Origin of the sequence: Serratia sp. JSRIV001, assembly GCF_019968745.1 — a bacterium.
In the GTDB taxonomy this organism is placed as follows: domain Bacteria; phylum Pseudomonadota; class Gammaproteobacteria; order Enterobacterales; family Enterobacteriaceae; genus Chania; species Chania fonticola_B.
In genome coordinates this window covers 3,066,091-3,089,816 of sequence record NZ_CP074147.1, presented here as the reverse complement: position 1 = coordinate 3,089,816, position 23,726 = coordinate 3,066,091, and the positions used below count along the sequence as shown (strand labels likewise).

The 23,726-nt window shown below is 54.3% G+C and carries 25 protein-coding genes and 1 other annotated feature; of the genes, 8 read left to right on the top strand and 17 right to left on the bottom strand.

The genetic code is table 11. The features are described from left to right. Nucleotides 1-2: 2 nt before the first annotated feature. Together KGP17_RS14105 and oppF are read left to right on the top strand one after the other, a co-directional pair. A complete protein-coding gene (locus tag KGP17_RS14105; protein ID WP_021806595.1) occupies nucleotides 3-995 on the top strand; it encodes an ABC transporter ATP-binding protein in 993 nt (330 codons plus the stop codon). Next, entirely contained in the window at nucleotides 992-1,990 is a 999-nt protein-coding gene (gene oppF, locus KGP17_RS14100; RefSeq protein WP_021181234.1) for a murein tripeptide/oligopeptide ABC transporter ATP binding protein OppF, read from the top strand. The genes KGP17_RS14105 and oppF overlap by 4 nt, the downstream gene beginning before the upstream one ends. 60 nt (nucleotides 1,991-2,050) lie before the next feature. Here oppF and KGP17_RS14095 read toward each other — a convergent pair whose 3' ends face one another. After that, a complete protein-coding gene (locus KGP17_RS14095; protein WP_021181235.1) occupies nucleotides 2,051-2,374 on the bottom strand; it encodes an HI1450 family dsDNA-mimic protein in 324 nt (107 codons plus the stop codon). 56 nt (nucleotides 2,375-2,430) lie between these two features. Then, a complete protein-coding gene (gene cls / locus KGP17_RS14090) occupies nucleotides 2,431-3,891 on the bottom strand; it encodes a cardiolipin synthase (RefSeq protein WP_021806594.1) in 1,461 nt (486 codons plus the stop codon). A gap of 236 nt (nucleotides 3,892-4,127) precedes the next feature. Here cls and KGP17_RS14085 point away from each other — a divergent pair, with 236 nt between their 5' ends. Beyond that, nucleotides 4,128-4,304 (top strand): YciY family protein, encoded by a 177-nt coding sequence (locus KGP17_RS14085; RefSeq protein ID WP_004945296.1) that lies wholly within the window; start codon nucleotides 4,128-4,130, stop codon nucleotides 4,302-4,304. A 48-nt stretch (nucleotides 4,305-4,352) separates the two neighbouring features. Here the strand turns inward: KGP17_RS14085 and KGP17_RS14080 are convergent, their stop codons facing one another. The 3 genes from KGP17_RS14080 to KGP17_RS14070 form a co-directional block, all read right to left on the bottom strand. Next, a complete protein-coding gene (locus KGP17_RS14080) occupies nucleotides 4,353-4,844 on the bottom strand; it encodes a Dps family protein (protein WP_021181236.1) in 492 nt (163 codons plus the stop codon). A gap of 253 nt (nucleotides 4,845-5,097) precedes the next feature. Continuing rightward, nucleotides 5,098-6,458, bottom strand: a protein-coding gene (locus KGP17_RS14075) for an IS3 family transposase (RefSeq protein ID WP_371822183.1) whose coding sequence is annotated in 2 segments (ribosomal slippage) — nucleotides 5,098-5,940 and nucleotides 5,943-6,458 — 1,359 coding nt in all. Because the reading frame shifts where the segments join, the coding sequence is not laid out codon by codon here. A 48-nt stretch (nucleotides 6,459-6,506) separates the two neighbouring features. Then, on the bottom strand, nucleotides 6,507-7,991 hold the full coding sequence (locus KGP17_RS14070; protein WP_223497779.1) for an MFS transporter: 1,485 nt from the start codon (nucleotides 7,989-7,991) through the stop codon (nucleotides 6,507-6,509). Between the two features lie 121 nt (nucleotides 7,992-8,112). On the opposite strand from KGP17_RS14070, the gene KGP17_RS14065 reads away from it, so the two are divergent. Then, nucleotides 8,113-8,670 (top strand): TetR/AcrR family transcriptional regulator, encoded by a 558-nt coding sequence (locus KGP17_RS14065; RefSeq protein ID WP_021806592.1) that lies wholly within the window; start codon nucleotides 8,113-8,115, stop codon nucleotides 8,668-8,670. A 116-nt stretch (nucleotides 8,671-8,786) separates the two neighbouring features. Here KGP17_RS14065 and KGP17_RS14060 read toward each other — a convergent pair whose 3' ends face one another. Beyond that, a complete protein-coding gene (locus KGP17_RS14060) occupies nucleotides 8,787-9,083 on the bottom strand; it encodes a YciI family protein (protein ID WP_223497778.1) in 297 nt (98 codons plus the stop codon). Between the two features lie 317 nt (nucleotides 9,084-9,400). On the opposite strand from KGP17_RS14060, the gene tonB reads away from it, so the two are divergent. Next, entirely contained in the window at nucleotides 9,401-10,126 is a 726-nt protein-coding gene (tonB, locus tag KGP17_RS14055) for a TonB system transport protein TonB (RefSeq protein WP_223497777.1), read from the top strand. Nucleotides 10,127-10,174: 48 nt separating this feature from the next. On the opposite strand, the gene yciA is transcribed toward tonB, so the two are convergent. Further along, the gene (gene yciA, locus KGP17_RS14050) at nucleotides 10,175-10,597 is read right to left on the bottom strand and encodes an acyl-CoA thioester hydrolase YciA (RefSeq protein ID WP_021181241.1); all 423 of its coding nucleotides are present in this window, start codon (nucleotides 10,595-10,597) and stop codon (nucleotides 10,175-10,177) included. Continuing rightward, entirely contained in the window at nucleotides 10,597-11,136 is a 540-nt protein-coding gene (locus KGP17_RS14045; RefSeq protein WP_021181242.1) for a septation protein A, read from the bottom strand. The genes yciA and KGP17_RS14045 overlap by 1 nt, the downstream gene beginning before the upstream one ends. Nucleotides 11,137-11,358: 222 nt before the next feature. On the opposite strand from KGP17_RS14045, the gene KGP17_RS14040 reads away from it, so the two are divergent. Then, nucleotides 11,359-13,062 (top strand): SulP family inorganic anion transporter, encoded by a 1,704-nt coding sequence (locus KGP17_RS14040; protein ID WP_059200958.1) that lies wholly within the window; start codon nucleotides 11,359-11,361, stop codon nucleotides 13,060-13,062. Nucleotides 13,063-13,111: 49 nt separating this feature from the next. On the opposite strand, the gene KGP17_RS14035 is transcribed toward KGP17_RS14040, so the two are convergent. Next, nucleotides 13,112-13,906, bottom strand: coding sequence for a YciC family protein (locus KGP17_RS14035; protein ID WP_039996069.1), 795 nt, complete (start codon nucleotides 13,904-13,906; stop codon nucleotides 13,112-13,114). Nucleotides 13,907-13,947: 41 nt separating this feature from the next. After that, the gene (locus tag KGP17_RS14030; RefSeq protein ID WP_024529249.1) at nucleotides 13,948-14,388 is read right to left on the bottom strand and encodes a YkgJ family cysteine cluster protein; all 441 of its coding nucleotides are present in this window, start codon (nucleotides 14,386-14,388) and stop codon (nucleotides 13,948-13,950) included. A gap of 296 nt (nucleotides 14,389-14,684) precedes the next feature. Here KGP17_RS14030 and ompW point away from each other — a divergent pair, with 296 nt between their 5' ends. Then, entirely contained in the window at nucleotides 14,685-15,326 is a 642-nt protein-coding gene (ompW, locus tag KGP17_RS14025; protein WP_021806586.1) for an outer membrane protein OmpW, read from the top strand. A gap of 42 nt (nucleotides 15,327-15,368) precedes the next feature. Here the strand turns inward: ompW and KGP17_RS14020 are convergent, their stop codons facing one another. From KGP17_RS14020 to KGP17_RS13990, 7 genes are all read right to left on the bottom strand, one after another. Then, a complete protein-coding gene (locus KGP17_RS14020) occupies nucleotides 15,369-15,683 on the bottom strand; it encodes a BON domain-containing protein (protein WP_021806585.1) in 315 nt (104 codons plus the stop codon). A gap of 224 nt (nucleotides 15,684-15,907) precedes the next feature. After that, complete coding sequence (gene trpA / locus KGP17_RS14015; protein ID WP_059200957.1) at nucleotides 15,908-16,714, bottom strand: tryptophan synthase subunit alpha; 807 nt, start codon at nucleotides 16,712-16,714, stop codon at nucleotides 15,908-15,910. Further along, nucleotides 16,714-17,904: a tryptophan synthase subunit beta gene (gene trpB / locus KGP17_RS14010; RefSeq protein WP_021806583.1), complete on the bottom strand. Its 1,191-nt coding sequence runs from the start codon at nucleotides 17,902-17,904 to the stop codon at nucleotides 16,714-16,716. Before trpB ends, trpA begins: the two co-directional genes overlap by 1 nt. Nucleotides 17,905-17,942: 38 nt before the next feature. Then, nucleotides 17,943-19,304 carry a bifunctional indole-3-glycerol-phosphate synthase TrpC/phosphoribosylanthranilate isomerase TrpF gene (gene trpCF, locus KGP17_RS14005; RefSeq protein WP_179247624.1) on the bottom strand — a complete coding sequence of 454 codons (1,362 nt, stop codon included), beginning with the start codon at nucleotides 19,302-19,304 and terminating at the stop codon, nucleotides 17,943-17,945. 3 nt (nucleotides 19,305-19,307) lie between these two features. Beyond that, nucleotides 19,308-20,306 (bottom strand): anthranilate phosphoribosyltransferase, encoded by a 999-nt coding sequence (trpD, locus tag KGP17_RS14000; RefSeq protein WP_021181251.1) that lies wholly within the window; start codon nucleotides 20,304-20,306, stop codon nucleotides 19,308-19,310. Nucleotides 20,307-20,322: 16 nt separating this feature from the next. Beyond that, nucleotides 20,323-20,904, bottom strand: coding sequence for a gamma-glutamyl-gamma-aminobutyrate hydrolase family protein (locus tag KGP17_RS13995; RefSeq protein ID WP_021806581.1), 582 nt, complete (start codon nucleotides 20,902-20,904; stop codon nucleotides 20,323-20,325). Beyond that, the gene (locus KGP17_RS13990; RefSeq protein WP_209522863.1) at nucleotides 20,904-22,463 is read right to left on the bottom strand and encodes an anthranilate synthase component 1; all 1,560 of its coding nucleotides are present in this window, start codon (nucleotides 22,461-22,463) and stop codon (nucleotides 20,904-20,906) included. The genes KGP17_RS13995 and KGP17_RS13990 overlap by 1 nt, the downstream gene beginning before the upstream one ends. 28 nt (nucleotides 22,464-22,491) lie before the next feature. Then, nucleotides 22,492-22,596, bottom strand: a sequence feature (Trp leader region). 240 nt (nucleotides 22,597-22,836) lie between these two features. Here KGP17_RS13990 and KGP17_RS13985 point away from each other — a divergent pair. After that, nucleotides 22,837-23,724 carry a PHP domain-containing protein gene (locus tag KGP17_RS13985; protein WP_021806579.1) on the top strand — a complete coding sequence of 296 codons (888 nt, stop codon included), beginning with the start codon at nucleotides 22,837-22,839 and terminating at the stop codon, nucleotides 23,722-23,724. The last annotated feature ends 2 nt before the right edge of the window (nucleotides 23,725-23,726 follow it).

The window sequence follows — 23,726 nt, the reverse complement described above, 5'->3', positions numbered from 1 at the left end:
CCATGAGCATTAATTCTCAACCACAAGACGGACTGCTGCTGGACGTCAAAGATCTGCGTGTAACGTTCGGTACGCCAGACGGCGATGTTACCGCGGTGAACGATCTCAATTTCGATCTGCGCGCGGGTGAAACCCTGGGCATCGTCGGGGAGTCGGGTTCCGGCAAGTCACAGACGGCATTTGCGTTGATGGGCCTGCTGGCCAGCAATGGCCGCATCGGTGGCTCGGCAAAATTCAACGGCCGTGAAATTCTCAATCTGCCAGAAAGCCAGCTCAACAAGCTGCGGGCCGAAGAGATCTCGATGATCTTCCAGGACCCGATGACTTCATTGAACCCTTATATGCGGGTTGGTGAGCAGCTGATGGAAGTGCTGATGCTGCATAAAAAAATGAGCAAAAGCGAGGCGTTTGAAGAATCGGTACGCATGCTGGATGCGGTCAAAATGCCGGAAGCCCGTAAGCGTATGCGGATGTATCCGCATGAGTTCTCCGGCGGGATGCGCCAGCGCGTGATGATCGCCATGGCGTTACTGTGTCGGCCAAAACTGCTGATTGCCGATGAGCCAACCACCGCGCTGGACGTTACCGTGCAGGCACAGATCATGACGCTGCTTAACGAACTGAAGCGTGAGTTCAATACGGCGATCATCATGATCACCCATGATTTGGGCGTGGTTGCCGGGATCTGTAACAAGGTTTTGGTGATGTATGCTGGCCGCACCATGGAATACGGTAGCGCCCGCGATGTGTTTTATCATCCGAGCCACCCATATTCTATCGGGCTGCTTAACGCGGTGCCGCGTCTGGATGCTGAAGGTGAAGCGTTGATGACCATCCCCGGTAATCCGCCGAACCTGCTGCGTTTGCCGAAAGGCTGTCCGTTCCAGCCGCGTTGTCCGCATGCGATGGAGCAGTGCGCGAGTGCTCCGCCATTGGAGCAGTTTGGTGAGGGGCGCCTGCGCGCCTGTTTCAAGCCGGTGGAGGCGTTGGTATGACCGCAACCGATAAAAGAGTGCTGCTGGAAGTCGCAGACCTGAAAGTTCACTTCGATATTCATGATGACAAGCAGTGGTTCTGGCAGGCACCGAAAACCCTGAAGGCGGTTGACGGTGTCACCGTGCGCCTGTTTGAAGGCGAAACGCTAGGGGTGGTAGGGGAGTCAGGCTGCGGTAAATCCACCTTCGCACGGGCAATTATCGGCCTGGTGAAGGCGACCAGTGGCCGCGTTGCCTGGTTGGGCAAAGATCTGCTGGGCATGAGCGATGCCGACTGGCGCAAGACGCGCAGCGATATTCAGATGATTTTCCAGGATCCGCTGGCCTCGCTGAACCCGCGTATGACCATCGGTGAGATCATCGCCGAACCGCTGCGTACCTATAATCCGAAAATGCCGCGTCAGGAAGTGAAGGATAAGGTCAAAGCGATGATGTTGAAGGTGGGCCTGTTGCCGAACCTGATCAACCGTTATCCGCATGAATTCTCCGGCGGGCAGTGCCAGCGTATTGGCATCGCCCGCGCCTTGATCCTGGAGCCGAAACTGGTGATTTGTGATGAGCCGGTCTCCGCCCTGGACGTGTCTATCCAGGCACAGGTGGTGAATCTGCTGCAGCAGTTGCAGCGTGAGATGGGGTTATCGCTAATCTTTATCGCCCACGATCTGGCGGTGGTTAAACACATTTCCGATCGGGTGCTGGTGATGTATCTGGGCCATGCGGTGGAGCTGGGAACCTATGATGAGGTCTATCATAACCCGCAGCATCCTTACACCAAGGCACTGATGTCGGCGGTTCCGGTGCCGGATCCTGACAAGGAGAAGGAAAAGCAGATCCAACTGCTGGAAGGGGAACTGCCATCACCGATCAATCCGCCTTCGGGCTGTGTGTTCCGCACCCGTTGTCCGATTGCCGGGCCGGAGTGCGCTAAAACTCGCCCATTGCTGGAAGGCAGCTTCCGTCATGCGGTATCGTGCTTGAAAGTCGATCCGTTGTAATGTATTGATTAATAATAAAAAACCTGCCACTTGGCAGGTTTTTTTGTACCGTTCACCGGCTTATTCTTTCCACAAAATGTGGCACAGCTTGTTATCTTTCTCGCGGCAGATCAGCACGCGGGCAAAGACATCGTTGATAGGTTCGCCATCGCTGTCCGCCAGGCCGATCACCACCTCGGCAAAGAAGTCCGGATTCAGATCGTAATCCACGTGTTCCTGCCAGTCTTCTGCCGGATCGTACAGCTCGGCACCGCCGCGCTCTTCAAACTGTAAATTGAACAGCAGAATATCCGCGGGATCCAGATTGTCGCCTGCCAGCTCAAGGAAGATGTCGTAGGCTTGTTCCAGCGTTTCATCTTCGGTAAGGCGATTATTCAAGTCCATATAAAAATCCTGATAACAAATGATTTGAGGCTATTAAACCATGCTCGTTGCCGCTTTTACAGCAACGGGCTGAAAAAGTAAAACAGGCGTTCGACCAGACGGTGCCAGTACGGGCGCTTCAACCATTGCTCGGCATCCAGCAGTTGCGAGCGGGCGATGTAATCATCTTGCACACAGGCCAGATCGGCACCAAAGCCGCTGTCGTCAATCACCAGGGTGATCTCAAAGTTCAGCCACAGGCTGCGCATATCCAGATTGACCGTGCCGACCAGGCTGAGCTGGCCATCGACCAACACGCTTTTGGTGTGCAACAGCCCGCCTTCAAACTGATAAATCTTCACGCCCGCTTCCAGCAGCTCTGAGAAGAAGGCACGGCTGGCCCATCGCACCATCATTGAATCGTTGTCGCGTGGAACGATAATGCTGACGTCAACGCCACGCAGCGCAGCCGTGCAGATGGCATGCAGCAGATCGTCGCTTGGTACCAGGTAGGGAGTGGTCATGATCAACTGCTCACGCGCGGAATAGACCGCCGTCAACAGCGCCTGATGGATCATCTCTTCCGGGAATCCCGGGCCAGAGGCAATAACCTGGATGGTGTGGCCGCTTTCCTGCTCAAACGGCATGATATTCACGTCTGGTGGCGGTGGCAAAATGCGTTTGCCGGTCTCAATCTCCCAGTCACAGGCGTAAACGATACCCATCGTGGTTGCCACCGGGCCTTCCATGCGTGCCATCAGGTCGATCCATTGACCAACCCCGGCATCTTGCTTGAAGAAGCGTGGATCGACCATATTCATACTGCCGGTGTAGGCGATGTAATTGTCGATCAGCACCACTTTGCGATGTTGCCTCAGGTCCATACGCCGCAGGAATACGCGGAACAGGTTCACCTTGAGTGACTCAACCACCTCAATACCGGCGTTACGCATCATGCTGGGATAAGGGCTGCGGAAGAACTGTACGCTGCCAGCCGAGTCCAGCATCAAACGGCAATGTACGCCACGGCGTGCGGCGGCCATCAATGATTCGGCGACCTGATCGACCAGCCCACCTGGCTGCCAGATGTAAAACACCATCTCGATATTATGGCGTGCCAGTTCGATATCCCGCACCAGGGCATTCATCGTTGAATCGGTGGTCGTCAGCAACTGAAGCTGGTTGCCTTTGACGCCATCAATCCCTTGGCGGTGGTGGCAAAGCTGGAACAGCGGGCGGGCCACTTCACTGTACTCGGTAGCAAAAATCCGGCTGCTTCCTTTAAGCTCATTCAGCCAGCGAGCGGTTGAGGGCCACATGGCTTTGGCTCTCTCTGCGCGGCGCTTGCCCAGGTGCAGTTCGCCAAAGGATAAATAAGCGACGATACCGACCAAGGGCAGAATATAGATCACCAGCAGCCAGGCCATGGCCGAAGGCACGGTGCGTCGTTTCATCAGAATACGCAATGTGACCCCGGCGATAAGCAGCCAGTAGCCAAACACCAAAAGCCAACTAATTACGGTATAAAAGGTTGTCATAAAGGCAAAAATTTCCGTTGGTAAGCCACCAATAATGAGTGTACGCACAGAACAACAAAGGTGAAACCTTTTCTCGGTAGTTAAGTTACATAAAAATGATTGACCAAAGGAACTTGCTGAAAATAAAAACCGTACTTTTTGTCGTCTCTGATAGAGCTAATGTGGTGAAAGGGCGACTTGGATCGTACGTTGAAAGGGATATAATGCCCGCGGTTGGCATTGATGGGTAACGTAAAATGAGACGCAGTAGAAATGAAGTGGGCCGCTGGAGGATGTTACGGCAGAGCCAGCGGCGCAGGCACCGTTGGTTAGAGCGCCAGTCGTGCAGTAATCGGCATATCATTCGTGTTCGCCGTCGTTTGGACGATCAACACCGCAGAGCCTTATTGTTCGTTGTGGCTTACGAGTGGTAAAACAAGAACAGCCCGTTATGGGCTGTTCTGCTATTGGCTGGACCTGGGTTATTTACCCAGATAGGCGTTCAACATCCACACCTGTTTTTCCTGCTCTTTGATGTAATCGCTCATCAGCGAAGAGGTACCCTCGTCACCGGCCTCTGCGGCCAGCGTCAGCAGTTCGCGCTGCTGTTGCAACAAAATGGCGTAACCTTCCAGCAAGCCGCGCAGGGTGCCTTTATCGTCGGTGACATTGGTGTCTTCCTTGATATCCGCCGTTTTCAGATAGTCACTGAAGGCGTGGCGAGGCTGTGAACCCAGAGTCAGAATACGCTCTGCCAGTTCATCCACCTTGGTCAGCAGGTCATTGTAGGTTTCTTCAAACTTGACGTGCAGTTCAAAGAAGTGCGGGCCGGAAATATTCCAATGGTAGCCGCGCACGTTCATGTACAGCACCTGGTAGTTAGCCAGTAGGGCGTTCAGTGCTTCAGAGAGTTTTGCTGATTGTTTGGTGTCCAGGCCGATATGAGTCTTGGTCGCTTTCTTTGCCGTTGCCATAATAATCTTCTCCTGATTATTTGTTTCGATTATCTAGATTGATATCCATACAAAACAGGTTAACCGCATCTATCATAAGGTTAAAGTTGCTACTAAGCATCAATTCAATCGTTCAAACCAATTTACCCGCCATCTTTCAAGCTGCTTACATTCATCAATTGGCTAATCGGGTAGGGGCGCTGCATGCTGCGCCCACTTAACCTCATCGATTAAATTACACTGAACTGACCCCAAGAAGTTGGACGGTTTAAAATTAAGCAACCATCAAAGCCTGCGTTCTGTACTCCACAGGGCTCAGGCCTTTGAGCTTCTGTTTGATACGATGGTTATTGTAGTAATCTATGTACATGTCTATCTCTTCAGACAGCTGTTCCACACTCTCAAAGCGTTGTAAATAATACAGTTCAGCTTTCAGATGGCCAAAGAAGTTTTCCATTACCGCATTATCCAGGCAGTTACCCTTGCGAGACATGCTCTGTTCTATCCCATTTTCCTGCAACTGATGCTGATAAGCCGCCATCTGATAGTGCCAACCTTGGTCACTGTGCAGCAACGGCTTTTCTTCCGTTTTTAGCGTACTGAGCGCCTTATCCAGCATCGTTTTTACCAGACTGAACACAGGTTTACGGGACATCTCATAGGCAATGATTTCACCGTTAAACAAGTCGAGTACCGGCGATAAATACAGCTTTTTATCCGCCACCCGGAACTCCGTGATATCGGTCACCCACTTTTGGTTAGGCTCCAGAGCGGTAAAATCGCGCTGCAAGGTATTCGGGGCCACTTTACCGACATGTCCCTTGTACGAACGGTATTTTTTACGGCGAACGGGCGATTTCAATTGCAGCTCAACCATCAGTTTTTGCACGGTTTTATGATTTAGCACAGCCCCCATCTTTCGAAGAACACTGGTCACCCGGCGATAGCCGTAACGGCCTTTATGCTCGTTAAAAACAGCCATTATTTGCTGCTTGGTTTCACCATACTTATCCGGTGCTTGATGGCTTTTACAACAATAGTAATACGTACTGCGCGGCAGTTTTCCGGCCCACAGCAAAACCTCCAAACGGTGTTCTGACCTCAATGCTCTGATTATTTTTGCCCTTTTCGACGAGTCTGGGCTTCCTTCTGTTGCATCAAGGCTCTCAACTTTTTTATGTAATCATTCTGCGCACGTAAAAACTCGATTTCCTCCCGCATCTCTTCGGGGGTCAACTCATCAGGCGATTTATCGGCATGGGGGGTTTTGGGATGCTGACGCATTTGGCGACTACGCTTATTCAGGTTGAGGGCTTCAGCCCCATTCTCCCGATAGAGTTTAATCCAGCGTTCCACAGTAAGGTAAGAAGGAATATTGAATTTAGCGGCGACTGTCGCTAAAGAGAGCGGATTTAAAAGCGCGAATTCGACAACAGAGAGCCTGAAGTCAGGTGTGTAATGTTGCTTGCGTCCTAACCGCAGCCCCTGTTCCCCATGATGCTGATAAGCGGCAATCCATCTGCGTAGTTGGACATGGGCAATAGAAAACTTCTTAGCGGTCTGTTTTTGACCGCCGAGTCCGGCAAGATAGTACCGGACAACGTCAAGTTTGAACTGAAGTGAATACTTCATCAGAACTGTACCTCCAAATGTCAGATGTTTGTCCAACATTTGGGGTTCAGTTCACACCTGCGCCCTTTTGCGCAAAGCAAATTTTAGCACACCGGCGCTCAGGCTGGTGAGCAATGCGGCGGCGATCAGCACGGCAATAAAGGCCTGATCAAAGGCGCCTCTAGCCAGCTGGATCAGCCTTTCTGCGCTGTCTGCGCCCATATTTCCGGCTAACCGTAGCGCCTCATCAATGCTGTCATATGCGAGATCGCCTGCAGGAAGATTGGCAGGCAATATCAGGCTGTGGCTATAGACCGCCGTCATCAACCCGCCCAGCAGCGTGACGCCTAACACGCCACCCAACTCCCACGAGACGTCTTCAATGGCGGCGACCATGCCCGCCTTGTCTTCCGGGGCGTTGAGCATAATGGCCGTTGAGGCGGCTGTGATGGCACCGCCGAGGCCAAAGCCCACCACAAACAGGCAGACCAACTGCATAATGACGTTGCCTTGATACCACAGCGCGACACCCGCAATGCCTAAGGCGGTGAGAATAAAGCCGCCAACCAACATGGATCGCTCGCCATAACGCGGTAGCAAGGCCCCAGCCAACGGGCCAGCCAGAGCCGAGGCTACTGGAATGGGTAAAATAAACAACGCGGCCAGCAGCGGCGTCATCCCTAGCACCAACTGTAACCGCTGGCTTAACACCAGCTCGACCCCTATCAGCGCGATCATTGAAACGATCGCCACACCGACACCGCTGGCAAACAGCCGATTGCGGAACAGTGAGAAATCGATCATGGGGTATTGCGACCGCTGCTGACGGCGGACAAACAGCGTCAGGAACAGCGTACCGAGCGCCGCCGCAATGGCGAAGTAACTCAGGGAGAACGCGGGTTTGCTCAGCTCTTTCAGCGCATAGATCGACGCCACCAGGCCGAACATGATCTGTAGCGAACTGATAAAGTCGCAGGGGCGTTGACTGTCTCCACCGCAACGAGGGATCAGATAGACCGCCAGCGGCAGAACCAGCATCACCACCGGCACGTTGATCAGAAATACCGAGCCCCACCAGAAATAGGACAGCAGAACGCCGCCTACCACCGGGCCAAGTGCGGCGGCGCCGGAGGCCACGGCGGCCCAGATGCCAATCGCCAGCGCACGTTCACGCTCATCGGTAAAGACGTGGCGCACAATGGATAGCGTGGCTGGCATCATCATCGCAGCCCCGATGGCCAGGAAAGCCCGTGACGCAATGAGCAGCTCGGCACTGGGGGAGAACGCGGCGCACAGTGAGGCCAAGGCAAAGACCGGCAAACCGGCGATAAACATTTTCTTGTGGCCAAGACGGTCGCTTAACATGCCAGCGCCGGGCAGCAGGCCAGCAACCACCAACGGGTAGGCGTTAACGATCCATAGCTTTTGTGAGGCTGTGGCATCCAATGCCTGGGTCAGGCGCGGCAACGCGGTGTAAAGCACCGTCATATCGGTAATGATTAAAAATAGCGCACTGGAGATCATTGCCAGGATCAGCCAGCGGTTTTGGGCGTGCATAAAGAGTATCCTAGTAAACCGATGACGCGGCTGCGTCACCTTACGGTAACCACCCGGTAGTACCGGTGGTATACTGCTATAATATAAATCCATACGTACGTATTGAAAAGGGGCTTTCTCAATGGGGCGTCAACGGAGTATCGATCGTGACAAGGTGCTGGATACCGCAGAAGAGATTGTGGCGACCCAAGGTGCGGCAGGGTTGACCATCGATTCGGTGGCTAAAGCCATGGGGATCTCCAAGGGGGGAGTGCAATATTGCTTTGGTAGCAAAGATGCGCTCATCGATGCGATGTTTGACCGTTGGGGTAAGGTTTATGAGCAGGTTTTTGACGATATCGCAGGCAGCGATCCGGACCCATTAACCATTGTCCAGGCGCATATGCAGGCTACCCGCAGTTCCGATCAGGCTTCCAGCGCCAAGGCGGCCGGGTTGATGGCGACGTTAATTCAGACGCCAGAACACCTGGACAGTACGCGAGAATGGTATCGCAGCCGCATAGCAGGTTTGGATCTGACTACCGAGGCGGGGAGAAAGGCGCGATTGGCCTTCCTGGCCACCGAGGGTGCCTTCATGCTGCGCTTCTTCGGCTTTATGGATATCACTCAGCAGGAATGGGAAGCGATGTTTACCGATCTGCAAAAGTGGGTTCTTAACGATACGGCTCGCAATGGTTGACCTATCACACTGATAGATGGCGATCGCTCCGGGTGGCGAGTATGTTTAGCGAATAAAGATATTCCCTCGAAGAACCCACTTTTAGCCAGCCACCTCCGTGCTGGCTTTTTTTTTGCTTAAAATACCTGCTTGAAGGGTTTCACCGTGACTTCGCCGTATACTCCAGCGTCCACGTACGGGTCTTGTGCTGCCCAGGATTTTGCCGCCTCCAGCGAAGGGAACTCGGCGATCACGGTAGAACCGGTAAATCCAGCCTGGCCAGGATCGTTGCTATCGATAGCCGGGTTAGGGCCAGCGACCACCAACCGGCCTTCATCACGCAGTGCCTGCAGGCGAGCCAGATGGGCGGGGCGAACCGCCATACGCTGTTTCAGCGTGCCAGGTACGTCTTGTGCGTAGATCAGATAAAGCATATTTCACCTTTAAAATCATTGCCATACAACGGTAATCACAAAGTAGCGCAAAACCTGTGACAAGGGAATGCCAATCCAGATAAAAATTCATTACCGCGTTGAGGATAGCTGCGTGTGCTGCGATTGACGAGTGAGGGAACACATGGTTAACAATCCGTATTAAAGCTCAATAAAAGGCTAATTAAACGTTAATATCCCTATGAGTTTGCTGGTTTTAGCGCCTAATGATGCCGATTAAAGCGATAGTTTGTCTTTCGTTATTGAATATGATTGCTATTTGCATTTAAACTTGGCGCACCAGAGGAAACAGAATCATTATGCCGCTAAACAAAATGTTCCTTATTCGCCGAATTTCCGTGCCAATTGTCCTCTCCGTTGGTTTGCACAGTGCCCTGGTGGCCGCCTTGCTCTACGCTTCCGTCAACGAAGTGTTGGAGCTGCCGAAGCAGGAAGATGCCCCTATCAGCGTCATGATGGTGAATATGACCGCGCTGGCAGAACCGCCACCGCCGGCTGCGGCGGAACCGGAGCCACAGGTAGAACCTGAGCCTGAGCCTGAGCCAGAACCGATCCCGGAGCCCGAGCCGCCTCCGCCAGTACCGGTAGCCATTCCTAAGCCGGAGCCGGAGAAACCCAAGCCGAAGCCAAAACCGAAGCCGAAGGTAGAAAAGCCGGTCAAGCGTGAAGTGAAGAAGAGCGAACCGCGTGAACCTTCGCCGTTCGACAAGGCACTGGTTAAACAGGCGCCATCAGCACCCGCGCCGGGAACTTCCCGTGAGTTGGGGCCGAAAGCTCTGAGTATTGGCAAGCCGATGTATCCACCGCGCGCCCTGGCATTGCAGATTGAAGGCAATGTGAAGGTTCAGTTCGATGTCGATAGCGATGGACGGGTCACAAACGTGCGTATTCTGTCTGCGGAACCACGTAATATGTTCGAACGTGAAGTGAAGCAGGCAATGCGTAAATGGCGTTATGAAGCCAAAGCCGCGCAGAACCTGACGAAGACCATCGTCTTCAAAATGGAAGGTTCGACGGTTGAGTAAGCAATAAAAAAGGTCGCATTTGCGACCTTTTTGCTATCTGACGTAGGCTTACTCGCCAACGCGGAAGTTCATCTTACCGTCTGGCAGAGCACGAGGGCTGCCGCCATCATCTACCGCTACATAGGTAAAGACCGCTTCTGTTGCACGGTAGCGCTGGCCGATCGGGGCGGAAGACACCTTCTTGACCCAAACTTCCACATTAATGGTAATGGAGCTGCGGCCACTGCGGATACAGTTGGCATAGCAGCACACCACGTCACCCACGGCGACTGGCTTGAGAAAGGTCATGCCGTCTACCCGCACGGTCACCACGCGCCCTTCGGCAATCTCTTTGGCCAGGATCGCGCCGCCGATGTCCATTTGCGACATCAGCCAGCCGCCAAAGATATCGCCGTTGGCATTGGTATCTGCCGGCATGGCCAGCGTGCGCAGCACCAGCTCACCGCTAGGCAAAGGTCGTTGTTCGGTCATTATTTCTTCTGCTCTTCTGGCATATGACGGTAAATATAGATACCGCTCAACAGGGTGAAGACCAGCGTCAGCACGGTCAGGCCGAATACCTTGAAGTTAACCCAAACGTCCTGCGGCATCCAGAATGCCACATAGATATTGGCCAAGCCGCAGGCCAGGAAGAACAGGGCCCAGGCAATGTTAAGGTGGTTCCAGACGCTGTCCGGCAGGGTCAGCTCTTTACCCAGCATGCGTTGGATCAGCGGCTTTTTCAGGATCAGCTGGCTGATCAGCAGCGCCAGGGCGAACAGGGTGTAGATGACAGTGACCTTCCATTTGATAAACAGGTCGTTGTGAAACACCAGAGTCAAGGTGCCGAATACGGCGACCATGGCAAAGGTGATCAGCGTCATCTTCTCAACCTTGCGATATTTCAGCCAGGTAAAGACCAATGCCAGGGCGGTGGCGACGATCAAGGCACCCGAGGCGACGTAGATATCGTAAAGCTTATAAAAGGCAAAAAAGACAATCAGGGGTAAAAAATCAAGAAACTGCTTCATAAATCAATCCATCATAGGTTCATCGGGCGACTATACCGGATTTGGCGCGCTCTGTGTATCGCACTAAAGGGCAGATTATCGGTGTTCGTCCGGTAGATTGCTGCTGTAAACGCCAGAATTTGCATAAACTTACGATTGTTACCCTCGGTTATTTGCAAGCGCTGGGTGTACCACGCATATTAAGCATAATAATAGCCGCATAATTTACCCTGGAAAATAGCTATGCAGTGGAAGTCTCTGCGGGCGTGGACGCCCGGTTTGACGCATTTGTTAGGATATGAACGCAGTTGGTTGAAGCCGGATATTCGAGCGGGGTTATCGGTCGCAGCAGTAGCTTTGCCGGTGGCGATCGCCTATGCCGAATTGGCCGGTGTCAGCCCGGTTGTCGGGCTTTACTCCTGTATTTTACCGATGATCGCCTATGCCATTTTTGGCTCGTCCCGGCAGTTGATTGTTGGGCCGGATGCGGCCACTTGTGCGGTGATCGCCGCCGTGGTGACTCCGCTGGCCGCAGGAAGTATGGAACTGCACTGGCAGCTCACCATCATGATGACCGCCATGACGGGGGCTTGGTGTCTGCTGGCCAGCCGCTTCCGGCTCGGGGCCTTGGCAGACCTGCTTTCGCGCCCGATCCTCAGCGGATTGCTGAACGGCGTAGCGGTGACCATCATTGTCGATCAGATCGGCAAAGTGCTGGGGTTCGGTACGCCACCGGCGCAGCTGATTGAACGTATTTATGCCTTGCCCGGTAACATTCTGCATAGCGATTGGCCGACGATGGGCATTTCATTGCTTACGCTGACAATGCTGGTGGGGGTTAAAAAATTGCGGCCTAACTGGCCTGCGCCGTTGTTTGCCATCGTGCTGGTCGCCTTCATCACCTGGGCGGCTAATTTGCAGCAGCACGGTATTATTACCGTAGGGGGCTTCAGCGGCATGCTGCCTATCGTTCAGTGGCCGGATTTTCAGCCGGGCTTACTGCGTGACATGGTGATACCGGCGCTCAACCTGGCGGTGGTCAGCTTTGTCAGCATGATGCTAACGGCGCGCAGCTTTGCGGCGAAAAATGGCTACGAGGTCAATGCCGATGCGGAGTTCCGTGCGCTGGGGCTGGTCAACATTGTTTCTGCGCTGTCGCAAGGGTTTGCCATCAGCGGGGCCGATTCGCGTACGGCGGTAAACGATGCCAACGGCGGCAAGAGCCAACTGGTATCAATTATTGCCGCCATCGTCATCGGCATTGTGCTGCTGTTCCTGACTTCTCCGCTGCAATTTATTCCGGTAGCCGGATTAGGCGTGGTGCTGATGTACGCCGCCTGGTCGTTGATCGACATTCGCGGCATCTGGATCCTGCGCAAGCGCAATGCCCAGGCGTTCAGGCTGGCAGCTTTCACCTTCGTCAGCGTGCTGCTGGTGGGGGTGATCAGCGGAATTGGCTTAGCGGTATTGCTTGGCCTGATGCAGTTTCTGCGCACCGTGTTCCGCCCCACGGAGCAACTGCTGGGGGTCAATGAGGAAGGCATGATCCACTCAATGGGCAACAACAACGGGGTGAAGGCGGTGCAGGGCGTGATGATGTACCGCTTTAACTCCCCGCTGACCTATTTTAACGTGGCTTACTTCAAACGGCGCATCCTCAATCTGGTCGACAGTACGCCGTTCCAACCACGTTGGGTGGTAGTGGATGCGGTGGCCAGTTTTACCCATGCGGATATCAGCGTGCTGGCGGCCATTGACGAGTTAAAGCGTGACTTGTTACAGCGTAACGTTAAGCTGGTGTTGGCCGGACGGCGCACCGAGTTAACGCGCTGGTTCCGTATCAATCAGGTGGGGCGCGATAAGGATCTGATCCTGGTGCCCGACCTTTATCTGGCACTCAAGCTGATACAAAGTAAGGAACAGGCCGAACCGGGCACAGCACAGTAAATAAAAAGGGCACGCTAAAAGCGTGCCCTTAAACGTCAACCGACCCTATTTATCTTTTATCTAAGGACACGCCAGAAGTGGGCGCTGTGTCCCGCAGCAGCATATACAGCCGGAACAGATAAATCAGCAGTAAGGCAGAAACCAGGTTGCTTAATGCAGTCAGAACGATGCTGGCAACGTGTGGCGTCAACACCGACAAGTGGCTGACCATAAACAGCACCAGTAGTTTGGCCGCCAACCACAGCATCATCGCCGGTACGATCACCCGCGCGTTAGCAAAGGCCAGCTTGCAGCTCAGTTTCAGTGAGGCAAACATGCCTTTCCCATCGGCTACGGAAATCACCGGGGCCAACGAGAACGAGATCGCCATGATCACACCGGGCACGACAAACAGCGTCAGGCCAAGCTGGGTCAGCAAGGTGCAGACAAACAGCAGCAGCAGTAAACGCGGCAATAGCGGGGCAGATATCCCGATAGCCCGTAGCGCACTGGTACGCTGGCCTTCAGAAACCAGGCGGATCAGCGTCAACATGCCCCCCACCAGCAGCACGTTACCCACTAAAGCGGAAATCGTCGCGGCGGCGGACACTTTCAACAGCACCATCTGCTGTTCAGGCGTCATTTGCTGAATGATTTCCTGGATCCCCATGCCGGCACCGGCGTTGGAGGCCAGATCACTTTCCGTCGCGGTCAGGATCTTCAACTGCTCAATATCGGGGCTAAACGCCTGATTAAGCAGCACAGAAATGAATGCGGTCAGCAGTGCCAACAGCACAATGCTGGCAACCTGATTACGGAAAAAGTTAAAACTGTCACGGTACAACGTGTTGGCCGTAATTGGCATGCTTGGCATGCAGACTCCTTGGCGTCGGGAACGTAGTTAAATCAGTGGGCGATTGTACCCTGTTCCGCGCCGCTGTGGCACCCCGCGAATGGCACTGTGCTGATTTCTTGGGCGATTATGGTCTCTGACAATGATAATGGCAGGGGAACCGGCAAGGGCGGCAGGCCGTAGCGCTCACGGGCCCGATCGCAGGCTTCATTGCGTAGGCCGTTTTCCCCGGATTGATCGAATTCGCGGCAGGGGCTGGGGCGATTGGGGTAGATCGAACAGGACACCGCCTGACCAATCTCACCTACCAGCGAGGTGCAGCGTGGTGACTTGCTGTTGGTCCCTTGCATACAGCGCAGAAAGGGGCTCAAGGGTTCAGTTAAGGATATAGGTACCACGCCGCCGCCATCTTCCGCTTCGGCCCAATAGAATGATACTCGAAAATAACCGCAGCAGGCGCCGCAGCTGGTGCAGGGATTTTGAATTTCGCTCATCTTGATTGCCACCGACTCCTTACCGGCCCAACCAAAACCAACAGGAATAATGAAATTACGCAGTGGCATTTTTTTTAGCAACTTTTTTTCGGTAACAGAAATTCAAACATGCATCATATTTGCAACAAAAGGCGTTTATTGATTCAGATCAATTATCGATTTATTAACACCTTAGGTGGCTTTGTTTTTGGTGGGATTTTAAATTTTTACACTTAAGATGTGATCTCGATGGGATCATAAATACCTGTTAATAGGTATATTCATCGGGACTGTAAACCACACAAATGGAATGGATAATGAAAAAGACAACTCTGGTGGTGTTAGGGGCTCTGATGGCTCCTATGGTAGCAAGCGCGCATCAAGCGGGTGATTTCCTGTTCCGTGCAGGGACTGCAACAGTTCGTCCTAATGCAGGTTCGGACAACGTTTTAGGCCAAGGATCGTTCAACGCCAATAACAACACCCAATTGGGTCTGACTTTTGGCTATATGGTGACGGACAATATCGGCGTCGAGTTACTGGCTGCAACGCCGTTCCGCCATAAAGTTTCTCTGGGTGGCCCAGCGGTCAACGGGGATATTGCAACCGTTCGTCAACTGCCACCAACGCTGATGGCGCAGTACTACTTTGGCGACAAGCAAGACAAGCTGCGTCCATACCTGGGCATCGGTGTGAACTACACCATGTTCTTCGACGAGAAATTCAACGACAACGGCAAGGATGCGGGTTTAAGCAACCTGGATCTGAAAAATTCCTGGGGCGTAGCCGGGCAGGCGGGTCTGGATTACAACCTGGATGAGCACTGGATGTTGAACATGTCGCTTTGGTGGATGAATATCGAAACCAAGGTACGCTTCGACGCTGGCGATCAACATCAGAGTATTGACACTCGTCTGGACCCATTTGTCTTTATGTTTGGTGCAGGCTACCGCTTCTAAGCCAGCAGTAAAGGAGGCGCTGTTCGGCGCCTCCCTCTTCAGTTATTTAATGCGCATATCGTTTTCGACAGATTTAACCCCTGCCACGCCGCGAGTCACCTGAACGGCGCGATTGGCATCGGCGCTAGAGCTGACGAAACCGCTTAACTGAACCTTGCCTTTAAAGGTCTCGACGCTAATCTCGGTGGATTTGATGGTTTTATCCGCCAGCAGTGCTGACTTCACCTTGGTAGTGATGACCGTATCGTCAATATAACCGCCAGTCCCCTCTGATTTTGCCGTTGGAGCACAGGCAGAAACTGCCATCGCCAAAATAGCTGCCATGCACAGCGCCGAAAGGGTTTTAAATAGCTTCATAAATGACTCTCCTTGCAAATGTTATTGTTGAAATTAAATGCTGATTTCAATCAGCTAACGAAATCGTATGCACTGAGCCACTGAATATTTAGCGGCAAATATGATTGTGGGGCAGGTTGCTGGTTTGTTCAAATTGTTTGCAAAAATATCTTTGGCAAGAATGAGGCTAAACAATGTGTTATCACCGGATACTTTCGTAGTATCCGGTGATTGAGAGCGGGAGATTAAACGCGGGTAGCGGCTTTCATTTCACGTACAAACTTGCCCAGCTTGGCCAGCATTTCTGCCGGTTGTGCCTGATTCTGTTCGATGATCTTAACAATTGCCGAACCGGAGATTGCCCCGGCGGCCCCGGCTTGCAACGCATCCTTGACCTGTGAAGGTTCAGAGATGCCAAAGCCTTGCAGCGGTGGCGCCGCATGATACTCGCGAAGCTTATTGACCAGGTGGTGCAGCGGTAACTGCGCCCGGCTTTCCGTCCCGGTTACCCCGGCGCGTGACAGCAGGTAAGTGTAACCCCGGCCGTGGGACGAGATTTCACGCAGTAAATCCTCATCCGCATTTGGCGGGCAGATATAGATTGGCGCGATGCCGTGGCGAGTTGCTGCCGCGCGGAAAGGTGCGGACTCCTCGAAAGGTACGTCCGCGATCAACACCGAATCTACACCGGCCTGCGCACAGCGCTGATAAAATGCGTCAATGCCGCCGTGGAACACCAGGTTGGCGTACATCAGCAGGCCAATCGGAATATCAGGGTGCTTCTGGCGGATTGCCGTCAGCATTTCAAAACAGTGCGTTGGCGTAACGCCAGAAGCGAAAGCACGCAGTGCTGCACTTTGAATGGTTGGGCCATCGGCCAACGGATCAGAGAAGGGGATCCCTAACTCCAAGGCATCTGCACCGTTCTCCACCAGCGTATCGATAATCTGTAACGATAGCGTCGGGTTTGGGTCGCCGAGGGTGACAAACGGCACGAAGGCGCCTTCTTTATTATTTTCCAACCGTTTGAACAGTTGCTGATAACGTTCCATCAGATTTCTCCCCGTGCTTTCAGAATGTCGTGAACGGTAAATATGTCTTTGTCGCCGCGGCCGGACAGGTTAACCACCAGGATCTGTTCTTTCTGCGGCTCTTCACGGATCATTTTCAGCGCGTGTGCGAGGGCATGGGAAGACTCCAACGCCGGGATAATTCCTTCGTGGCGGGAAAGCGCTTTGAAAGCCTCCAGCGCTTCATCATCGGTGATCGACACGTATTCTGCGCGGCCGATGCTGTTCAGATAGGCGTGTTGCGGGCCAACGGAAGGGAAGTCCAAACCGGCGGAAATCGAGTAAGACTCCTCGATCTGGCCTTCAGAGGTTTGCATCATCGGCGATTTCATACCGAAGTAGATCCCCACCTTGCCATGCTTCAGCGGCGCACCATGCTGGCCGGTTTCGATCCCCAGGCCAGCGGGTTCAACGCCGATCAGGCCAACGCTGTCATCATCGATAAAGTCGGCAAACATGCCGATGGCGTTGGAACCACCGCCAACGCAGGCCAATACGGCATCCGGCAGACGGCCTTCACGCTCCAGCACCTGAGCTTTGGTTTCTTCACCGATCATGCGTTGGAATTCACGCACTATGGTCGGGAACGGGTGTGGGCCTGCGGCAGTGCCCAGCATGTAGTGGGCCTTATCGTAAGAGCCAGACCAGTCGCGCAGCGCTTCGTTACAGGCATCTTTCAGCGTGGAAGAACCGCTGTGCACCGGGATCACTTCAGCCCCCATCAGGCGCATACGGAATACGTTAGGTGACTGGCGTTCAATGTCCTTGGCACCCATGTAGATACGGCATTTCAGACCGAGCAGGGCGCACGCCAGCGCAGAGGCCACACCGTGTTGGCCAGCGCCGGTTTCCGCGATGATCTCGGTTTTGCCCATGCGTTTGGCAAGCAGCGCCTGGCCCAATACCTGGTTGGTCTTATGGGCACCGCCGTGCAGCAGATCTTCACGCTTTAGGTAGAGTTTGGTTTTGCTACCGGCGGTCAGGTTTTTGCACAGCGTCAGTGCCGTTGGGCGGCCCGCATAGTTTTTTAGCAGATCGATAAACTCTGCCTGGAACTCAGGGTCACGCTGGGCGCTGACGAAGGCTTCTTCCAGTTGTTTCAGGGCTGGCATCAAAATTTGCGGCACGTACTGACCGCCAAATTCGCCGAAGTAAGGGTTAAGCAGCGTCATTATTTTTCCCGTTATTATCCGTTAAATGAGGTTCGCAATCAGTAGGCGCGCAGGGTCTGGAACACCGCCGCGAGACGCTCGGCATCTTTGATGCCGGGTTGGCTCTCTACGCCAGAGTTGAAATCGAGGCCCGCACAGCCCAGTTGGGCCGCATCTAGGCAGTTGTCTGCACTCAGGCCGCCAGCCAGCATCACGTTGTCCAGCGTTTGGCCCTGCAACACCGACCAGTCAAAGCGAACTCCGGTACCGCCAGCGCCGTTATCCAGCAGGTAACGATCGACCTGTTGCAGATCGCGAGCGGGCAGGCTGTCTTTTACGCTCAAGGCTTTCCAGATCTGACAGGTGGCAGGCAGCTCGGCGCGCAGGGCGTTAATATAAGCTTGGTCTTCCGCTCCGTGCAGTTGCACCGCATACAGACCAAGGCGCTCAGCAGTTTGCGCTACCGTAGCGATGGGCGCATCACAGAAAACACCCACGTATTTCAACGGCGCTCCGGCGATCACTTCCCTGGCGCGGGCAATGTCCACGTTACGTGGGGAACGGCCAACGAAGATCAGACCGCCGTAGTTGGCACCTGCCTGATAAGCGGCGGCGGCATCTTGCGGCCGGGTCAGGCCACAGACTTTGTTGTCACCGAGGATCACGCGGCGTACCGCGCTGCGCAGGTTGGCCTCCGACATCAATGCGCTACCGATCAGAAAACCGTTGGCATAGCGGCTGAGTTCACGGATCTGGCGATAGTTATTGATACCGGACTCGCTGATCACCGTCACGCCATGTGGCACTTTTGGAGCCAGGGTGCGGGTGCGATCCAGATCGATAGACAGATCGCGCAGATCGCGGTTGTTGATGCCAATCACTTTGGCTTCCAGCTGTACCGCACGCTGTAATTCTTCTTCGCTTATCACCTCGGTCAGCACGCCCATATTCAGGCTGTGTGCCACCGCAGCAAGTTGGCGGTACTGTTCGTCATCGAGCACTGACAGCATCAACAGAATGGCGTCGGCCTGGTAGTGACGTGCCAGATAGATTTGGTAAGGGTCGATCATAAAGTCCTTACACAGCACCGGCTGGGTCACGGTTTTACTCACCAGCGGCAGAAAATCGAAGCTGCCCTGGAAGTATTGCTCATCGGTCAGCACCGAGATCGCCGAGGCGAAGTCCTTATACACCGAGGCGATTTCCACCGGGTCAAAATTCTCGCGGATCAGCCCTTTGGAAGGAGAGGCTTTTTTGCATTCGAGAATAAATGCCGTTCTGGCGCCTTGTAGCGCATGATAAAAGCTACGTTCGCTTGGCACGATTTCGTTTTGAAAGCTGGCTAAGGGCTGTTGTTGCTTACGTGCCGCGACCCACTGCGCCTTGTCACGAACAATCTTGTTGAGCACGGTTTCCTGCATCATTTATCCTCTTGCTGCCAAAGCAGTGACACGCTGGTAAGCCTGCCCACTGTGGATCATTTCCAATGCCTGCTGCGCGTTCTGGCGCAGGTCTTCCTGTCCGAATAGTTTCAGCAACAGTGCGACGTTGGCGGCGACCGCCGCGGCGTGCGCTGGCTCACCTTTACCTTGTAACAACCTTGCCAGAATGTCACGGTTTTCTTCCGGCGACCCTCCCAGCAGGGAGCCCAGCGGGTAGCTGTCCAACCCAAAAGATTTAGGTGTCAGCTGATAACTTTCAATTTCGCCGTCATTCAGCTCGGCGACGTGAGTGGTGGTGTGGATCGCCACTTCATCCATACCGCCACCGTGCACGACGGCGGCGCGCTGATAACCCAATACGCGCAGGGTTTGGGCGATTGGCAGCACCAGCTCCGGGCTGTAGACCCCAATCAACGCCAACGGTGGGCGAGCCGGGTTAATCAACGGCCCGAGTACGTTGAACACCGTGCGGGTCTTCAACTGTTGGCGTACCGGCATCGCATGGCGAAAACCGGTGTGATACTGCGGCGCAAACAGGAAACATACGCCCAGTTCATCCAAAGCCTTGCGGGATTCTTCCGCAGGCAGATCCAGACGGATCCCGAAGGCGGCCAACAGATCGGATGAACCGGAACGGCTGGAGACGCTGCGGTTGCCGTGCTTGGCCACCTTGACCCCACAGGCTGCGGCAACAAAAGCGCTGGCCGTGGAGATATTGATGCTGTTGGTGCCGTCACCGCCGGTGCCGACGATATCCGCGAAGGCATAGTCCGGGCGTGGGAACGGTAGAGCATCGGCCAAGAGTGCCTTGGCAGCTCCGGCGATTTCTTCCGGGTGCTCACCGCGGATCTTCATGCTGATTAAGGCCGCCGCAAGTTGGCTAGGTTCCAGCTCACCGCGCACGATAGCGCTGAATAACTGCTGGCTTTCTTCCTGGCTCATCGACTCCGATCGATACAGTTTTTCAAGAATAGGTTGCATAGTCGGTTCCCCTTGATTATTTCGCCAACGCCCAGGCCAACGTCTGCTCAAGCAAACGCGCGCCTTGGGTGGTCAGAATGGATTCTGGATGGAATTGGAAACCACATACGCGGTGTTCATCGTGACGCACTGCCATCACCATGTCGCCGAAGCGAGCATTGACGGTCAGCCCTTCAGGGATATTGCTGCCGACCAGCGAGTGATAGCGGGCGACCGGCAGCGGGTTGGCCATACCGGCAAACATCCCCTGGTTATCGTGAGTAATGGAAGAAGCCTTGCCGTGCAAAATCTCACCGGCCTGGCCAACGTGGCCGCCATAGGCTTCCACAATCGCCTGATGGCCGAGACAGATCCCGATGATTGGCATCTGGCCGCGCAGGCGTTGCAACAGCTCTGGCATACAACCAGCGTCGGCTGGAGTACCAGGGCCTGGGGACAGCATTAAAATAGGCTGCTCCATCTGTTGCAGGCGCGCGATGATGATCTCGGCGGCAATCTGGTTACGGTAAATGACTACCTGATGACCGCTGGCACGCAGTTGATCGACCAGGTTGTAAGTAAAGGAGTCGACGTTGTCGAGCAGTAAGATATCGGCCATTAGAAAATCTCCTTGGCCTGGTGCGCGCTGGCGATGGCACGCAGCACGGCACGTGCCTTGTTACGGGTTTCATCGGCTTCTGCCTGCGGAACGGAGTCCAGCACCACACCGGCACCGGCCTGCACGGTGGCAATACCGTCCTCAACATACGCGGAACGAATGACAATACAGGTATCGAGATCGCCGTGAGCGGTAAAGTAGCCCACGGCACCGCCGTAGCTGCCACGACGAGTGCCTTCAGAGGCGGCAATCAGCTGCATGGCGCGTACTTTCGGGGCGCCGCTCAGCGTGCCCATATTCATACAGGCCTGATAGGCATGCAGCACGTCGAGATCGCCACGCAGCTTGCCGACCACGCGGGAAACCAGGTGCATCACGAATGAGTAACGGTCTACTTTGGTCAGGTCGGCAACGTAGCGGCTGCCAGCCTCACAAATACGGGCCAGATCGTTGCGGGCCAGATCGACCAGCATCAGGTGTTCCGCCAGCTCTTTATGGTCGGTACGCATTTCCAGTTCGATACGGCTGTCGAGATCCAGATCCAGCGAACCGTCGGCGCGGCGTCCGCGAGGACGAGTACCGGCGATCGGGTAAATTTCGATTTGACGGCTGGTAGCTTCATATTTCAGCGCGCTTTCCGGCGAGGCACCGAACAGCGTGAACTCGTCGTCCTGCATAAAGAACATGTAAGGGCTTGGATTGTTTTCCTTCAGCGTCTGGTAAGCCGCCAGCGGGTTAGGGCAAGGCAGGGAGAAGCGACGAGAAGGCACTACCTGGAAAATCTCACCGTGACGGATCGCCTGCTGCAACTGGCTGACCACCGCGCCGTACTCTTCATCGCTCTGATTGCAGCTTAGCTGCATGTCTTCCAGTTTTTGATGAGGAATGGCGATCGGAGTTTGTTGCAATTGCACCTGAAGCTGTTGCAGACGCTGCTGCAAACGCAGAGTTTCAGCGTGGTCACCGGTAAATACGCTGGCTTGCAAACGGGCCACACCGCGCTGGTGATCCAGCACCAGCAGCGTTTCCGCCAGGTAGAAACAGAAGTCCGGGCAGCGTTGGTCTTGGCGCAGCTCTGGCAGGTCTTCAAACCCGGCCACCAGGTCATAGGCAAACAGGCCACCGAGCAGCATAGCTTCACGCTCATCGGCTGGGGCGTCGACCAGCGTCAGCATCGTGCGCAATGCATCAAACACCGACAGTGAACGCAGGCGTGCATCTTCGTCTTGTACCGTATCAATTGCTGGGAAGGTTAGCTCACGGCCATTAGGCCGAGCCTGGATTTGAACGTCGGCAGGCAAGGTTTCATCCAACAGTGGCAGCAGGGCTGCACCGTTAGCGGTCAACGCCTGAAGGCTGACCTTACGGCCCAAGGCGGTAATGCGCAGGGCACTGTCTACAATCAGCAGGCTTTTCAGGTTTTGCTTGCTGTTGATTTCCGCCGAGTCCAGCAACAGGGTGGCAGGGCGCGCGCCGCACAGCTGATGAAAAATCGCCGTCGGATCGCTGCGGTAACCGGCCTGTGCCGTGAGGAGTTTGAGCTGTGGTTTGATGTTCATCTTCGGTAGTTCCAGTCAAATCTTGTCCATAAAAAGGCCCGCTGTAATGAGCGGGCCTAGGGAATCTGCAGTGTCAGATGACAGGTATGCGTGATTACTCGACCCTTGATTGGGAAGTACGCCACCAGCGAAGAAGAGAAGTGTGCTTAGTCATCATGTTGCTCTCTGTATTTTCATCCAACACGGTTATTGCCGTGAACTTGTGTACTAGTTAACTGGAACGAAGGGGCAATGTCAACTCTCTTTTTGCACAATATGTTAGCGGCCAGCGTGGAATCGTTAATCTGGCGGGAGCGCCATCGGCAGAATAGATTTCCGTCCGGCCAACCATAACGGGTATGATAGAAAGCCAAGCCATCGCAGGATATCCCTTTTGACAGACAGCAGCCCACAATCCTCCGCTTTTACCCTGTACGATCTCCACAGCCACACCACCGCTTCGGACGGTTACTTAACGCCGACTCAACTGGTGCAGCGAGCCGTTGAGATGCGCGTTGGCGTGCTGGCTATTACCGATCACGACACCACCAACGGATTGGCAGAGGCCGCGGCCGCGATAGCCGATCTTGCCTTGCCCTTGCAGTTGGTTAACGGCGTGGAGATTTCTACGCTGTGGGAAAACCATGAGATCCACATTGTTGGGCTGGGGCTCGATATCACCCATCCGGCGCTGTTACAGCTGCTGGTCGAACAGACCGAGCGCCGTAATCTGCGGGCGCAAGAAATCGGCGTTCGGTTAGCAAAAGCGCGCATTCCCGATGCCTATGCCGGAGCGCAACTGCTGGCGGGGGATGGGGCGGTTACCAGAGGGCATTTTGCCCGTTTTCTGGTGCAGCAGGGCATAGCTGGTAACATGGCGCAGGTGTTCAAGAAGTATCTCGCCAAAGGGAAAATCGGCTATGTTCCGCCACAGTGGTGTACAATAGAACAAGCCATTGATGTCATTCATCAATCCGGTGGCCAAGCGGTGATGGCGCATCCGGGCCGTTACGATCTGACGGCAAAATGGCTGAAACGTCTGTTGGCCTATTTTGCCGAACACGGCGGTGATGCGATGGAGGTGGCGCAGTGTCAACAAGCCCCCCATGAGCGTACGGTGTTGGCTAAATATGCGCAGGACTACCAATTATTGGCGTCTCAGGGTTCGGATTTCCATCAGCCCTGTTCGTGGATTGAGTTGGGGCGCAAACTGTGGTTACCCGGCGGTGTTGAACCGGTTTGGCGTGATTGGCCGCAGCCCCAACAGAACTTAGTCGATTGATT

Excerpts from the sequence above, each read along its gene's own strand:
- cls (WP_021806594.1), bottom strand. The coding sequence starts at position 3,891 with ATGACAACCTTTTATACCGTAATTAGTTGGCTTTTGGTGTTTGGCTAC.
- KGP17_RS14080 (WP_021181236.1), bottom strand. The coding sequence starts at position 4,844 with ATGGCAACGGCAAAGAAAGCGACCAAGACTCATATCGGCCTGGACACC.
- KGP17_RS14035 (WP_039996069.1), bottom strand. The coding sequence starts at position 13,906 with ATGCCAATTACGGCCAACACGTTGTACCGTGACAGTTTTAACTTTTTC.
- KGP17_RS14060 (WP_223497778.1), bottom strand. The coding sequence starts at position 9,083 with ATGCTTTATCTGATCTACGCACAAGACGTACCTGGCACGCTGAAACAG.
- KGP17_RS14030 (WP_024529249.1), bottom strand. The coding sequence starts at position 14,388 with ATGAGCGAAATTCAAAATCCCTGCACCAGCTGCGGCGCCTGCTGCGGT.
- KGP17_RS14105 (WP_021806595.1), top strand. The coding sequence starts at position 3 with ATGAGCATTAATTCTCAACCACAAGACGGACTGCTGCTGGACGTCAAA.
- KGP17_RS14040 (WP_059200958.1), top strand. The coding sequence starts at position 11,359 with ATGCAGTGGAAGTCTCTGCGGGCGTGGACGCCCGGTTTGACGCATTTG.
- KGP17_RS14065 (WP_021806592.1), top strand. The coding sequence starts at position 8,113 with ATGGGGCGTCAACGGAGTATCGATCGTGACAAGGTGCTGGATACCGCA.
- ompW (WP_021806586.1), top strand. The coding sequence starts at position 14,685 with ATGAAAAAGACAACTCTGGTGGTGTTAGGGGCTCTGATGGCTCCTATG.
- KGP17_RS14020 (WP_021806585.1), bottom strand. The coding sequence starts at position 15,683 with ATGAAGCTATTTAAAACCCTTTCGGCGCTGTGCATGGCAGCTATTTTG.
- yciA (WP_021181241.1), bottom strand. The coding sequence starts at position 10,597 with ATGACCGAACAACGACCTTTGCCTAGCGGTGAGCTGGTGCTGCGCACG.
- KGP17_RS14070 (WP_223497779.1), bottom strand. The coding sequence starts at position 7,991 with ATGCACGCCCAAAACCGCTGGCTGATCCTGGCAATGATCTCCAGTGCG.
- KGP17_RS14095 (WP_021181235.1), bottom strand. The coding sequence starts at position 2,374 with ATGGACTTGAATAATCGCCTTACCGAAGATGAAACGCTGGAACAAGCC.
- KGP17_RS13990 (WP_209522863.1), bottom strand. The coding sequence starts at position 22,463 with ATGAACATCAAACCACAGCTCAAACTCCTCACGGCACAGGCCGGTTAC.
- trpD (WP_021181251.1), bottom strand. The coding sequence starts at position 20,306 with ATGCAACCTATTCTTGAAAAACTGTATCGATCGGAGTCGATGAGCCAG.
- KGP17_RS14085 (WP_004945296.1), top strand. The coding sequence starts at position 4,128 with ATGAGACGCAGTAGAAATGAAGTGGGCCGCTGGAGGATGTTACGGCAG.
- oppF (WP_021181234.1), top strand. The coding sequence starts at position 992 with ATGACCGCAACCGATAAAAGAGTGCTGCTGGAAGTCGCAGACCTGAAA.
- KGP17_RS14045 (WP_021181242.1), bottom strand. The coding sequence starts at position 11,136 with ATGAAGCAGTTTCTTGATTTTTTACCCCTGATTGTCTTTTTTGCCTTT.
- tonB (WP_223497777.1), top strand. The coding sequence starts at position 9,401 with ATGCCGCTAAACAAAATGTTCCTTATTCGCCGAATTTCCGTGCCAATT.
- trpA (WP_059200957.1), bottom strand. The coding sequence starts at position 16,714 with ATGGAACGTTATCAGCAACTGTTCAAACGGTTGGAAAATAATAAAGAA.
- KGP17_RS13995 (WP_021806581.1), bottom strand. The coding sequence starts at position 20,904 with ATGGCCGATATCTTACTGCTCGACAACGTCGACTCCTTTACTTACAAC.
- trpCF (WP_179247624.1), bottom strand. The coding sequence starts at position 19,304 with ATGCAGGAAACCGTGCTCAACAAGATTGTTCGTGACAAGGCGCAGTGG.
- trpB (WP_021806583.1), bottom strand. The coding sequence starts at position 17,904 with ATGACGCTGCTTAACCCTTACTTCGGCGAATTTGGCGGTCAGTACGTG.